16 protein-coding genes are annotated in these 12,616 nt (G+C 72.9%); 11 read left to right on the forward strand and 5 right to left on the reverse strand.

Annotated features, from left to right (window positions below; genetic code table 11):
• Positions 1-217 precede the first annotated feature (217 nt).
• Entirely contained in the window at positions 218-517 is a 300-nt protein-coding gene (locus AMO33_RS09620) for a hypothetical protein (protein WP_011208660.1), read from the forward strand.
• Positions 518-607: 90 nt separating this feature from the next.
• Here the strand turns inward: AMO33_RS09620 and AMO33_RS09625 are convergent, their stop codons facing one another.
• Positions 608-1,195, reverse strand: a complete 588-nt coding sequence (locus AMO33_RS09625; RefSeq protein WP_231857970.1) for a TetR/AcrR family transcriptional regulator — start codon at positions 1,193-1,195, stop codon at positions 608-610.
• 96 nt (positions 1,196-1,291) lie between these two features.
• Between AMO33_RS09625 and AMO33_RS32975 the strand changes: the two genes are divergently transcribed.
• The 6 genes from AMO33_RS32975 to AMO33_RS09650 all read left to right on the forward strand — a co-directional run bounded on the left by AMO33_RS32975 (position 1,292) and on the right by AMO33_RS09650 (position 5,628).
• Positions 1,292-1,339 (forward strand): hypothetical protein, encoded by a 48-nt coding sequence (locus AMO33_RS32975; RefSeq protein WP_373368872.1) that lies wholly within the window; start codon positions 1,292-1,294, stop codon positions 1,337-1,339.
• A 99-nt stretch (positions 1,340-1,438) separates the two neighbouring features.
• Entirely contained in the window at positions 1,439-1,957 is a 519-nt protein-coding gene (locus tag AMO33_RS09630; protein WP_060592099.1) for a DUF4242 domain-containing protein, read from the forward strand.
• Complete coding sequence (locus AMO33_RS09635; RefSeq protein WP_060592101.1) at positions 1,954-2,988, forward strand: acyl-CoA dehydrogenase family protein; 1,035 nt, start codon at positions 1,954-1,956, stop codon at positions 2,986-2,988. Before AMO33_RS09630 ends, AMO33_RS09635 begins: the two co-directional genes overlap by 4 nt.
• On the forward strand, positions 2,964-3,686 hold the full coding sequence (locus tag AMO33_RS09640) for an ABC transporter ATP-binding protein (protein ID WP_060592104.1): 723 nt from the start codon (positions 2,964-2,966) through the stop codon (positions 3,684-3,686). The genes AMO33_RS09635 and AMO33_RS09640 overlap by 25 nt, the downstream gene beginning before the upstream one ends.
• On the forward strand, positions 3,683-4,843 hold the full coding sequence (locus AMO33_RS09645; RefSeq protein ID WP_011208654.1) for an ABC transporter substrate-binding protein: 1,161 nt from the start codon (positions 3,683-3,685) through the stop codon (positions 4,841-4,843). Before AMO33_RS09640 ends, AMO33_RS09645 begins: the two co-directional genes overlap by 4 nt.
• The gene (locus AMO33_RS09650; protein WP_060592106.1) at positions 4,840-5,628 is read left to right on the forward strand and encodes an ABC transporter permease; all 789 of its coding nucleotides are present in this window, start codon (positions 4,840-4,842) and stop codon (positions 5,626-5,628) included. The genes AMO33_RS09645 and AMO33_RS09650 overlap by 4 nt, the downstream gene beginning before the upstream one ends.
• A gap of 84 nt (positions 5,629-5,712) precedes the next feature.
• Here AMO33_RS09650 and AMO33_RS31420 read toward each other — a convergent pair whose 3' ends face one another.
• Positions 5,713-5,862 (reverse strand): hypothetical protein, encoded by a 150-nt coding sequence (locus AMO33_RS31420; RefSeq protein ID WP_159005404.1) that lies wholly within the window; start codon positions 5,860-5,862, stop codon positions 5,713-5,715.
• 58 nt (positions 5,863-5,920) lie between these two features.
• On the reverse strand, positions 5,921-6,874 hold the full coding sequence (locus AMO33_RS09655) for an alpha/beta hydrolase (protein WP_011208652.1): 954 nt from the start codon (positions 6,872-6,874) through the stop codon (positions 5,921-5,923).
• Positions 6,875-6,916: 42 nt separating this feature from the next.
• On the opposite strand from AMO33_RS09655, the gene AMO33_RS09660 reads away from it, so the two are divergent.
• Positions 6,917-7,948: a helix-turn-helix domain-containing protein gene (locus AMO33_RS09660; protein ID WP_060592108.1), complete on the forward strand. Its 1,032-nt coding sequence runs from the start codon at positions 6,917-6,919 to the stop codon at positions 7,946-7,948.
• A 10-nt stretch (positions 7,949-7,958) separates the two neighbouring features.
• Here AMO33_RS09660 and AMO33_RS09665 read toward each other — a convergent pair whose 3' ends face one another.
• Positions 7,959-8,498, reverse strand: a complete 540-nt coding sequence (locus tag AMO33_RS09665; protein ID WP_011208650.1) for a YceI family protein — start codon at positions 8,496-8,498, stop codon at positions 7,959-7,961.
• Positions 8,499-8,599: 101 nt separating this feature from the next.
• Between AMO33_RS09665 and AMO33_RS09670 the strand changes: the two genes are divergently transcribed.
• The 3 genes from AMO33_RS09670 to AMO33_RS09680 all read left to right on the forward strand — a co-directional run bounded on the left by AMO33_RS09670 (position 8,600) and on the right by AMO33_RS09680 (position 11,356).
• On the forward strand, positions 8,600-9,433 hold the full coding sequence (locus AMO33_RS09670; protein WP_060592110.1) for a helix-turn-helix domain-containing protein: 834 nt from the start codon (positions 8,600-8,602) through the stop codon (positions 9,431-9,433).
• 314 nt (positions 9,434-9,747) lie between these two features.
• Complete coding sequence (locus AMO33_RS09675; protein WP_011208648.1) at positions 9,748-10,047, forward strand: DUF1540 domain-containing protein; 300 nt, start codon at positions 9,748-9,750, stop codon at positions 10,045-10,047.
• Positions 10,048-10,186: 139 nt separating this feature from the next.
• A complete protein-coding gene (locus AMO33_RS09680) occupies positions 10,187-11,356 on the forward strand; it encodes a metallophosphoesterase (RefSeq protein ID WP_060593403.1) in 1,170 nt (389 codons plus the stop codon).
• Here AMO33_RS09680 and AMO33_RS09685 read toward each other — a convergent pair.
• Positions 11,316-12,524: an MFS transporter gene (locus tag AMO33_RS09685; protein ID WP_060592112.1), complete on the reverse strand. Its 1,209-nt coding sequence runs from the start codon at positions 12,522-12,524 to the stop codon at positions 11,316-11,318. The two genes, AMO33_RS09680 and AMO33_RS09685, sit on opposite strands and share 41 nt — an antisense overlap.
• Between the last annotated feature and the right edge of the window lie 92 nt (positions 12,525-12,616).

The following is a 12,616-nucleotide window of genomic DNA, read 5'->3' on the forward strand; positions in this document are numbered from 1 at the left end:
CGTTGACACCGAGCGGATTTCCGTGCTCCGCAGCGGCCGAACCGCCACGAGGCGACGCGGGACAGGGGGCGGTGGACAGCCGGGTACGGCCCGGGCGGAGTCCGCACCGACCGCACTCCCGATGTGAACCAGCTAACATTCAGCACCGAATCGCGATAGGGTATGCGCATCCGGCGATACGTACCGCTCACGCGGGTACTCGAGAACGGAGGAACCGATGACCGCTGCCGCGCACCAGGAGCACACCGATCACGGCCACGTCCACGGCGAGGGCTGCGGACACGTGGCCTTCCCGCACGCCGACCACATCGACTACGCCCACGACGGACACATCCACCGCGCCCACGACGGCCACTTCGACGAGTGCGAACCCACCGGTCACCGCACCCACGAGGCCCACGACCACCGGCACGGCGAGGGCTGCGGTCACGTCGCGGTCCCGCACGGCGACCACGTCGACTATCTGCACGACGGCTGCCGCCACGCCGCCCACGACGACCACTACGACGAACACTGATCGCTCGCCGAGCGCGCGCGCGGGCCGCCCGGCCGGCCCGCGCGCACCCGCGCACGACTCCGGCCGGGCGCTCCCTCGCGCGGCGCGGCGCTACCGGCCCAGCAATCCCTCGGCGAGCGCGCGACCGAGGCGCAGCGGCTCCACCGAGTGCTCGAGCTTGGAGCCCGCGAGCGCGCCGTCGTAGATCAGCTGGATGCGCCGGGCCAGCTCGTCCGGCTCCGCCGCGCCACACTCGGCCAGCAGGGCGGTGAGGGTCGCACGGACCCACCGGCGGTGCTCGATCACCGGCGCGAGCGCCTGCTCGGGAAACTCGGTCGCCGCATTGGCGTATTGACAGCCACGGAAGCCCTTGCCCGGCGCGGAGGCCAGCGCGAGATCGAAGAAGGCCAGCACCCGGTCGGCCGGGTCGGCGAGGTCGGCCACCGCCGCGTGCCACCGCTCGCGGTCGCGGTGGTCCAGGTGCTCGAGATAGGCGAGCACCAGCCCGTCCTTGGATCCGTAGCTGGAGTACAGGCTGGCCCGCGCCACCCCCGCCTCGGCGAGCACCCGGTCGATCCCCACCGCCCGGATGCCGTGTCGGGCGAACAACGTGGTGGCGGTGTCGAGCAGGCGTTGCGCGGGACTCGGCCTGGTCCGTCGGTCCGCGCTCGTCGCCACGGTTTCGGTCGACGTGGTCACCGCTCCACGATAACGCACCCCGCCCGGTAGACAGACCGGTCTATCTGTGTTTAGGGTGGGGGCGTGACCCGCAGCCTCCTCACCCGCCGCCTGCACGTGGACCTCGTGCGCGTGGCCGGCGCAGGCTGTCCCGCCACACGCTGACCGTCCATCGACGACGTCGCCTCCCGGTTCTCGCGCGCGGTTCGCCGAGGCCGGTTCCCCTTCGCACGCCAATCCTGTTTCTGTGAAAGGCATTTCCCCATGTCGCTGTACCTGTATGAACTCGTGCCCGCCATCGATCCCGGCAAAGCCGTCGACGAACTGGCCCGTCGTTTCGGCGAGGCGGGCGGTGAGCTGATCGAAGCCCAGGTGACCGGTGACGCCGGGCGGATCTTCGCGATCGCGGAGTTCGAGTCCTGTCGCGGGACCCGGCTCGAGCCCGACGGCGCACTCGGCGACATCGACGGACCGCACGAGGTCCGGCTCGTCGGTGCCGAACTGGCGCAGCTCAAGGCCGCCCGGCCGGCGGCGGGCTACCTGGTGGAGTGGGACATCCCCGCCGAGATCGACATGGAGACCTACCTGGCGCGCAAGAAGGCCAACTCACCCAAGTACGCCGACGTGCCCGAGGTCGATTTCCTGCGCACCTACGTTCGCGAGGACATGGACAAGTGCCTGTGCTTCTACGACGCCCCCGACGAGGCGGCGGTGCGGCGGGCCCGCGCGGCCGTGAGCACCCCGGTCGACCGCCTGCACGCGCTCACGGACCCCAGGACATGACCGCCGTGCTCACCGCCCGCACCGAAGCCGCGGCGTTCGTGCGCGACCGGGCCGCCGCCCTCGACCGCGGCGTAACCGACGTGCGCACCGATCTCGCCGCACTCGGCGGCCTCGGTCTGCTCGGAATCGGATTGGGCGAGCGGGGAATCGGCGAGATCGTCGCGGTGATCGAGGACGTGGCGGCCGAGAGCCTGACCGTCGCGTTCTCGCTGTGGGCGCAGCGGATGACCATCGAGTACGTCGCCCGCGCCCCCGAGCCGGTGCGCAGGGCACATCTCGGTGGGCTGGTCAGCGGTCGCACCGTCGGCGTCACCGCCATGGCCGCGGCGCTCAAGCATCTGGCCGGGCTCGGTGAACTGCCGCTGGCGGGGGCCCGCGACGGCGACCGATACCGGGTGACCGGGCCGATCGCCTGGGCGTCCAACGTGTTTCCCGACGCGCTGATCGTGTTTCCGTTCCGGGACGAACAGGGGTGCGGGCGCGTCGCCTGCACCCGCGCCGACGCGGCCGGAGTCGAGGTGCGTCCCTGCCCGGAGCTGCTCGCCCTGGGCGCGACCGCCTCCACCTCGCTGCGGTTCACCGACGTGACGGTACCGGCGGCACAGTGCCTCACCGCGGATCTGCCCGCCTTCGGCGCCGCCATCCGGCCGACGTTCCTGCTGTTGCAGTCGGCGTTCTGCACCGGCATCGCCCGCACCGCGCTGGCCGAGTCCGCCGGGCTGCTCGACGGGATCGGCGCGCAGTTCCGGACCGATCACGACGCGCTGGCGACCCGGCACGCCGACGTGCGCGCCCGGCTGCACGACTATGCCGCCGATCCGGCCGTGCCCGACGGCGCGGCACTGCTCACGGTGCGCCTGGACGCGGCGCGCCTGGCCGTGGACGCGACCCGGCTCGAGTTCGCCCTTCGGGGCGGGGCCGGGTACGCGACCGCGGGCGCCACGAACCGGCGGTTCCGGGAAGCGGCCTTCCTGCCGATCCAATCTCCTTCGGAAGGGCAATTGCGATGGGAACTCTCGCGGTACAGGTGAGCGGCGGCCGCAAGTCCTACCCCGGCCGCCCGACGCCGGTACTCGACGGGATCGACCTCGCGGTCGCCGCGGGCGAGACCCTGGCCGTGCTCGGCGCCAGCGGTAGCGGCAAGTCGACGTTGCTGCGGGTTCTGGCCGGGCTGGACCGCCTCGACGGCGGCACTGTCGACTGGTCCGGGTCGCCGGTGCCGCCCGCCACCGGCACGGTGTTCCAGCAGCCGCTGCTGATGCCCTGGCTCACGGTGGGCGACAACATCCTCTTCGGCGGCCGGTTCGCCCGGCACCGCGAGGGTTTCGACGCCGCGCACGCACGCGACCTGCTCGGCCGCTTCGGGCTCGGTGCGCTGGCGGAGCGGTATCCCGATGAGTTGTCGGGCGGGCAGGCGCAGCGGGTCGCGGTGATCCGCGCTGCCGCGGTGCGGCCCCGGCTGCTGCTGCTCGACGAGCCGTTCAGCGCGCTCGACCCGGCCGTGCGCGCCGATCTGCAGGACTGGCTGCGCGGGTTGGTGCGCGAATTGTCCTGCGCCACCGTGCTGGTCACACACGATGTGGACGAGGCCCTGCGGGTGGCCGACCGGATCGTGCTCATCGGGCCCGGCGCCGCGGTCCGCGAGGACCTGCGGGTGACCGGCGAGGACCCGGCGCACGTGCGCGAGCGCATCGTCGCCGGTTACCGGGAGACGGTGGTGCCGGCATGAGCGGACTGTCCCGGCGGGCGCTGCTGTGCGGGTGCGCCGGACTGGTGGCGGCGGGCGGTGTGGCCGGCCTGACCGACCTGGCCCGGGCCGCGGGGGGCGACCGCGTCGACACCACCGGCCCGCTGCGCATCGGCTACCTGCCGATCACCGACGCCGCCCCGCTGCTGGTCGCGCACGGCGCGGGCACCGTCGCGCCCGGCACGGTGGCGGCGGCGAAACCGGTGCTGTTCCGCAGCTGGGCCGCGCTGGCCGAGGCCTTCCTGAGCAGGCAGGTGGACGTGGTGCACCTGTTGATGCCGATGGCGGTGCAGCTGCGCTACGGGCTCGGCGCCGACGTGCGGGTGCTGGGCTGGAACCACACCAACGGCTCGGCGCTCACCGTCGCACCGCACATCACCGAACCGGAGCAGCTGGCGGGCACGCAGGTGGCGATCCCGTTCTGGTGGTCGATCCACAACATCCTGATCCAGCGGTACCTGCGGGCGCACGGCCTGCGTCCGGTGATCCGGCGCGCGGCGTCGCGGGCCGATCGCAGTGTCGAGCTGATCGTGATGAGCCCGTCGGACATGGTGCCCGCGCTGGCCAACGGCTCGATCGCCGGCTACACCGTCGCCGACCCGTTCAACGCCGCGGCGCAGGTGCGCGGGATCGGCCGGATCCACCGCTACCTCGGCGACCTGTGGCGCGACCATGCCTGCTGCGCGCTGGTGGTGCATCAGGATCTGCTCGACCGGCGGCCCGAGGTCGCCCAAGCGCTCACCGACGGCATCGTCGCCGCGCAACGCCGCATCGACACCGACCGTGCCGCGACCGCGAAACTCCTCGCGGGCACCTATCTTCCGCAGCCGCTGCCCGCGATCACCACCGCCCTCACCTATCCGCAGCCGCCGCCGCTGCGGCACCCGGACTGGCAGCCGCAGCGCATCGGGTTCCAGGCGTTCCCGTTCCCGAGCTTCACCGCGGCGCTGGTCGCGGCCATGCCCGACACCGTCGTGGACGGCGACACCCGGTTCCTGTCCCGCCTCGACCCCGACCGCGTGCACGGCGAGCTGGTCGACGACCGATTCGTCCGCACCACCCTGGCCCGGGCAGGCGGCCCCGCCGCCGTCGGCCTGCCGGATTCGCTGACCCGCACCGAGGAGATCGACCCGTCGTGACCATCACCACCGCTCCCGACACCGCGCCCGCCGTGGCACGGCGCCCCTCGGTCCTGCCGCGCCTGCTCGCCATCGCCGCCGCGCTGGCGCTGTGGTGGCTGGTCACCGGCGTGCTGGCCGGGCCCGAATCGCTGCTGCGCGACTTCGGGCCCCAGCACGTCCCCGGCGCGCTGCACGCCCTCCACGAGCGGGGTGTACTGCTGCCCGACATCGGCGTCAGCCTGTGGCGGCTGGTGCTCGGCCTGCTGATCGCCGTGACCGTCGGCGTGCCGCTGGGACTGCTGCTCGGCCTGCACGCGGCCACCGAGCACGCGCTCGCCCCGGTCGTGCAGTTCCTGCGGATGATCTCGCCGCTGTCCTGGGCACCGATCGCGGTGGCGCTGTTCGGCATCGGCAATCAGCCGGTGGTGTTCCTGGTCGCGGCGGCCGCGGTGTGGCCGATCGTGCTCGACACCGCCGCGGGCGTGCGCGCGATCGACCCGGGACTGTTGCTGGTGGCCCGGTCGTTCGGCGCCACCCGGCGCGAGCAACTCACCGCGGTCGTGCTGCCCGCGGTGCGCGGACCGGTGCAGTCGGGCCTGCGCATCGCGCTCGGGATCGCCTGGGTGGTGCTGGTCCCCGCCGAGATGCTCGGTGTGCGTTCGGGATTGGGCTATCAGATCCTCAACGCGCGGGACCAGCTGGCCTACGACCAGGTCATGGCCGTGATCGTCGTCATCGGCGCCCTCGGCTTCGTGCTCGACGGCCTGGCCAGGGCCCTGCTGGACCGCAGGCAGCCCGGCTGAGCCGCGCCCGTCACCCGACCACGGGCCTCCCGCGGAGCAGCCCGCCCAGCCGACGGGCATCGGCCGGGCGGGCTGCGGTCCGGTTCACCCGCGGCGATCGCCGGGGTCGGTTTCGGGGTTGTCGGGGTCGTCGGACGGGGGCACCGAGTAGCCGGTGACGTCCACGTCGAGGTTCTCCGGGGGAATGGGCTCGCCGGTCTCGGTCTGCTGGGGTGTGTTCTCCGGTGTGGTCACGTTCGGGGTGCTACCCGCTTTCGGCCACCTCACGCGCCGCCGATCCGGGTGCCGCGCCTCAGGGCTCACCCACCGCGCGGCGCAGGGCGGCGGCGAACTCCTCGTTCTGCCGCTGCGACACCGCCGCGGACACGATGGCCTGCGAGCCGTGGAATGTCCCCGGCCACTGGTGCAGTTCCACCGGGACACCGGCCCACAGCAGCCGCAGCGCGTAGTCGATGTCCTCGTCGCGGTTGGGGCAGTACTCGGCGGTGGCGATGTAGGCGGGCGGCAGGCCGGACAGGTCGGTGGCCCGCGCCGGCGCCGCGTAGGGCGTGGCGGGCGTGCCCTGGAGGTAGTACTCCCACATCTGGGTGACCTTCGACCGGTTCAGGAAGGGGGTATCGGTGAAGTTGCGGGCCGACCAGCTGCGCTGGCGGTCGTCGAGTCCGGGCTGGTTGAGCAGTTGCAGGCAGATCGGCGGCCCCTGTTCGTCCCGCGCCCGCAGCGCCACCGAGGCCGCGATACCCGCCCCGGAGCTGTGCCCGCCGACCGCGATGCGGGCCGGGTCGATGCCGAGTTCGTCGGCGTGTGCGGCGGCCCAGGTGAGCACGGCGTACATGTCGTCGTGGGCGGCGGGGAACGGATGCTCGGGGGCCAGGCGGTAGCCGACCGAGATCACCGTCGCGCCCGAGCCGTCCGCCAGCCGGGTGGCCCAGGGGTGCTCGGTGTCGAGGTCGCCCATCACGAAGCCGCCGCCGTGCGCCCACACGATCGCCCCGCGCGCGTGCTGGGGCCGGTAGATCCGCACCGGGACGGCGGGCTCGCCGGGCACGGTGCGGTCCTCGATGTCGAGGTGCGCGGCGATGTCGGCCGGTACCGCCGCGGCCAATTCGGCCAGTTGCCTGCGCGCCTGGGGGATATCCGACAGGTCCGACGGCGGGAACAGCGGGAGGAAGGGTTCGAGTTCGGGGTCCATGCCGATCATCGTCGCGAGTCCGGCGTCGCGAATCAGCCGCCGGGCGTCGCGCATTCGCGGCTCCCGGCGCGACGGATGCCGCGTACCCTGCCTGGCATGGATGCTCTCGTCGTCCGGCTCGCGCAACTCGACGTGGATGCCGCGGGCGCACTGCGTGTCGTCATGTTCTACGACACCCTCATGCGCCGCCGGGTCGATCTGCCCGCGCTCGCCCGCGCCTCGGCCGCGCTCGCCGAATGCGTGGCGGGCATCCGCTTGCACGGCACCGGCCGGGTCATCCGATTCGGGCCGGACGGCCGGTCCGCGCAGACCCCGCCGCCCGCCGCGGCCGGTACGCCCGTCACCCTCGACGACGAGGAGATCGGCACGGTGTGGCTCGAACGCACCGGCGCGTCCCGTGCGCTCGACGAGATGCTGTTGGACCGGTTCGCCCTGGCCGTCGCGACGGTGGTCGAACGTTACGGGCCGGCGCGCACGACGATGGCCGATCCGGCGCTGGTCGAGCTGGTGATCGGCGCCGACAGCGACGAGGCGGCACGGGCGCGGGCGCTGCGACTGCTCGGTTTCGCCGCCGACCTGCCGGTGCGGGTGGCCGCGGTGCGCTCGCCGCAACCGCTGGACCGGATCGGCGGGTCGGTCTGCCCGGGCAGACCGGTGAAGGCGGCGACGGTCGGCGGCGTGGGCGTCCTGCTCGCCACCACCTTCGACGCGACCGGGTTCCCACCAGACACCCTGGCCGGTCTCGGTACCGCCGCCGAGCTCGGCCGCGCCTGGTGGGAGGCCCGCACGGCATTGCGCTTCGCCACCGCGCGCAGGCCGGTGGTCGACTTCGGCGATCTCGGCTCGCTGGCGCTGCTGGCGCAGGTGCCCCGGGACGCGTTGCGGGACAATGCCGATGTGGCCGCGGTGGCCGCGATCGCGGCCGACCGGGACGCCCTCGACACCCTGGACGCCTATTGCGCCACGGGGTCGGTGCGGCGGGCCGCCGATCTGCTGCACCTGCACCACAGCAGCGTCGCCCGCCGGGTCGAGGCGCTCGGCCGCGGGCTCGGCATCGACCTCACCGAGCCCACCGGCCTGCTCCGCGCCCGGCTCGCCCTGGCCGCCTGGCGGCTGCTGGCGGACTGAGCGCGGCCGGTCAGGCGGGTTCGATCAGCTGGATGTCCAGCTCGATCCGCACGGAGTTGGCGAGCAGGCCCGGCGCGGTGGGACCCACGCCGAGGGCGGTGCGGTCGATCACGCCGGTGGCCGAGAAGCCGGCGTGCCGGTTGCCGGTGCCGGGGAATTCCTGGACGCCGCCCCACTCGACCTCGAGTTCGACCGGGGTGCTGCGCTCGCCGAGGGTGGCGACGCCGGCCACGGTGAACGTCTCGGCCACGCGCACCGGGCTGTCGGCACGGAAGGTGAGGGTGGGCCGGTTGGCGACGTCGAGGAAGTCGGCGGCGCGCACGTGGGCGTCCCGGTCGGGGTTGCCGGTGTCGAAGGAGTCGAGGTGGATGGTGGCGCCGACGGTCGCCGCGCCGGTCTCGTCGACGACGAACTCGGTCTCGAAGCGGGTGAAGCGGCCGCGCACCTTGGCGATGCCGAGATGCCGGATGGTGAAACCGACCGCGGAGTGGGCCGTGTCGAGTGCCCAGGAACCGGTCTTCAGCAGGGTGTCGTTCGTGCTCGTGGTCATGGCTACCACCGTGGCCCCGGCGGGACCGGCCACCAAGGCCGCCGTTTTCCTGGACCTGACAGGGCCAGGATCACGGTGCCGGGAGCGGGCATGATGGAGCCGTGACCGCGAACAGGTTCGCCGAGTTCCTCGTCGCCCGCCGCGCCGAGCTGCGGCCCGCCGATGTGGGCCTGCCGGAGGCGGGCAGGCGGCGCACGCCCGGACTGCGCCGCGAGGAGGTGGCGGTGCGCGCCGGAGTGAGCGTGGACTATCTCGCCCGGCTCGAGCAGGGCCGCGACACCAACCCCTCCCTCGCGGTCGTCGACGCGCTGGCGGACGCGCTGCTGCTCGACGAGGCCCAGCGCCGGCATTTCGGCCTGCTCGCGCTGACCGCGGGCAAAGAGGACCGCTGCCCGGGCGCGGCGGCAGCCACGACCGCGGTTCCCGAGACCGTCCGCACCGTGGTCCGCGCCCTCGATCCCACCCCCGCGTTCGTACTCGGCCGCGGCCTCGACGTCCTCGGCCACAACGACGCCTGGGCCGAGCTGGTCGCACCGCTCGGGCTGCTCGATCCGCCGAACAATCTGGCGCACTGGGTCTTCCGGCACGAGGATGCCCGCCTAGTGCTGCGCAACCGGGCCGCGGTCGCCGACGGCGTCGCCGCTGCCCTCTACCGGGCGACGATGCGCTGGCCCGCCGACGAGCGACTGCGGCGCGCGGTCACCGAACTGCGTGCCGTGCCGGAGTTCGCCCGGCGCTGGCAGCCCCGCCTGGCCGCCGACCAGCCGCCCGCGCCCCTGCGGCTGGACCACCCGGTGCACGGGGCGCTCACCCTCACGGCGGAGACGCTGGAGACCCAGCGGGACCAGACCGTCGTGGTGTGGCTGCCGGACCGCGCGCTGCCCCGCGAGCCCGGCCTGCGCCTGATCCGCACCGCCGGTGAGGCCAGCGCCTGAGGCATCGAATCCGATTGCCGCCGACCGGGTGTCGCTGCGCCGGAATCGCGGTCCGGCCGATTAGAGTCGAGGCGGCCGCGCGCGTGGCGGCGTTGTCGCGGCCAACGGGGAAGGATCCGCCCTCCCTCTCGACCTGGGGAGGGCGGATCATCCGATTCTTCCGGGGGAAACCATCCGTTAGCCCAATGGTAACCAGACGCAATGAAGGATAGCCTGACCTGGCTATTCAGGGGGCGCCAAGAGTTCTACCATCGGCCTCGAACACCCCCGTCGGCCAGTCGGCCGCGGGATCTTCGACGGGCACGGAGGAATTCATGACCACGATGGAAATGCCTCACGTCAGCGAATGCACGGTCAGCGACTGTTCGTACAACCACGACGGCTGCCATGCCTACGCGATCAACGTCGCCGGGCAGAACGGTTCCGCCGACTGCACCACCTTCATCCCTCTCTCGGCCAAGGGCGGACTGGACCGCGTCACCTCGATGGTCGGCGCCTGCCAGCGCGTCGACTGCACCCACAACCAGAACCTCGAGTGCACCGCTCCAGAGATCCGTGTCGGCCTCGGCGCGAGCGACCACTCCGCCAACTGCCTGACCTACTCCCCCGCCTGACCTCTTCCCCTCTCGGCCTCCGGTACCGGACGGGCAGCCCGCGATCGGGCTGCCCGTCCGTCGTCTCCGGGCCGGTATCGTCGAGAGCCCAAGCGGCGGACGGGGGGCCGTGCGCTCCGCCGAGTCACCGAGGATCCCGTTGAAGTACCTCCCCCGCGTCATCCTGTTCCTCGCGGTTCCCGCGCTGCTGTTCGTGTTTCCGTGGTGGACGCTGGTCGCCGCCCCGTCCGGTGGCACCGGTGCGCTGTTCGCCCTCGGCACCGCCGCGTGCGTCCTCGGTGCGCTGACCCTGCCCGCCGCGATGGTGCTCGGGCACGGTCCGCGTCAGTCCGACGCCGCGGCCCTCCTCGGCGACACGCTGCTCGGCGTCGCGTGGGTGTTCTTCACCTGGTCGGCGCTCGGCGCGGTGGTGAATGTCGCGCTCGGCGCGGCCGGGATCGCGGGCCACGCCGGTCCGGTCGCGCTCGCCGTGCTGGTGATCGCGTCGGCGCTGATGTGCTACGGGCTCGCCGAGGCGGCGCGGGTGCCGCGGGTGCGCACCCGCGAGGTCCCCATCGCGGGGCTCGGGCGCGGGCTGGACGGCGTGCGGCTGGTGGTGATCACCGACACCCACTTCGATGCGCGCAACCGGGTCCGCTGGTCGCGGCGCGTGGTCGAACTGATCAACGCGCAGCAGCCCGACATCGTCTGTCACGCCGGTGATCTCGCCGACGGCTCGGTCGAGCGGCGCCACCCGCAGGTGGACCCGTTGGAGAAGGTCGCCGCGCCGCTCGGGCGTTTCTACATCACGGGCAACCACGAGTACTTCGGCGACGCGGCGGGCTGGATCGCGCACATGAGCTCACTGGGCTGGCAGCCGCTGCGCAACGCGCACGAGGTCCTCACCCGCGCCGGGGACAGCCTGGTGCTGGCGGGCATCGACGACCCGACCGGCGTCGTGCTGCCCGGCCACGGGCCGGATCTGCGCGCGGCGCTCGACGGCGCCGACCCGGCGTTGCCGGTGGTCCTGCTGGCCCATCAGCCCCGCCAGGTCGCCGACGCGGCGGCCGCCGGGGTGGCCCTGCAGATCTCCGGGCACACCCACGGCGGCCAGATCTGGCCGTTCCACTATCTGGTCCGGTTGGAGCAGCCGGTGGTGGCCGGGCTGAGCAGGCACGGCGAACACACCTGGCTCTACACCAGCCGCGGCACCGGGTACTGGGGACCGCCGCTGCGGGTGTTCGCGCCGAGTGAGATCACCGTGCTCGTCCTGCGCACGCACCCGGCCGTCACCCCGCGACGGGCACCTCGACCGCCCGCGGCGCGGTGACCGCGTCGGCCCTGGCTCGCCGCGCGGTCGAGGCGGCGAACCCCATCACCGCCAGCGCCGCCAGGGTGATCCCGGCGCCGACCCAGATCGGCGAGGTGTAGCCGAAGCCCGCGCTGATCGCCAGACCGCCGGCCCAGGCGCCCAGCGCGTTACCGAGATTGAAGGCGCCGATGTTCGCCCCGGAGGCCAGCGTCGGCGCGCCGGCGGCGTAGTGCATGATGCGCGTCTGCAAGCCGGGTACGGTCCCGAAACTGAAGCCGCCCATCAGGATCAGCGCCGCGACGGTCGGCACCGGATGGGCGGCGACCGACGCGAACACCACCAGCACGACGGTCAGGGCGGCGACGAAGCCGAGCAGGGTGCCATCCAGGGACCGGTCGGCCAGCCGCCCGCCCGCCCAGTTGCCCACGAACAGCCCGAGCCCGAACAGCACCAGCAGCCACGGCACGGTGCTCGCGGCGAACCCGCTGACCTCGGTGAGCGTGTAGGCGATATAGGTGAACGCGCCGAACATGCCGCCGTAGCCGAGCACCGTGACGATCAGCGACAACCACACCTGCCCGGAGGTGAAGGCGCGCAGTTCGGCGCGCAACCCCGGTGCCGCGCCCGCCGCCCGCGCTCCCGCCGTGGCGGGCACCAGCACCGCGATGCCGATCAGCGCGAGCACGCCGATGGCGGTGATGGCCCAGAACGTCGCCCGCCAGCCGTGTTCCTGGCCGAGGAAGGTGCCGAACGGGACGCCGAGCACGTTGGCGACGGTGAGACCGGTGAACATGACGGCCACCGCACCGGCCTTCTTCGCGGGGGCGACCAGGCTCGCGGCGACCACCGCACCGATGCCGAAGAACGCGCCGTGGCACAGTGCGGCCACCACGCGTCCGGCCATCATCGTCTCGTAGGTCGGCGCGAGTGCGGAGAGCGCGTTGCCGAGGATGAACAGCCCGAGCAGCCCGAGCAGTACCGCTTTGCGCGGCAGCCGGGTGGTGGCGGCCGTGAGCCCGAGCGCACCGACCACCACGCTCAGCGCGTAGCCGGAGATCAGCCATCCGGCCGCGGCCTCGGTGACCCCGAAGTCGGCGGCGACCTCGGGCAACAATCCCATGATCACGAACTCGGTGAGCCCGATTCCGAAGCTACCGATCACGAGAGCGACAAGCCCGATGGGCATGATGCGACTCCTGTAGAGTGGAAGAACTTAGTTGCAAACGCCGCTTACTTGCAGACGCCTTAATTTGCGGAAGCAAGCTCAATAGTTGCACG

The organism is Nocardia farcinica (assembly GCF_001182745.1).
In the GTDB taxonomy this organism is placed as follows: Bacteria; Actinomycetota; Actinomycetes; order Mycobacteriales; family Mycobacteriaceae; genus Nocardia; species Nocardia farcinica.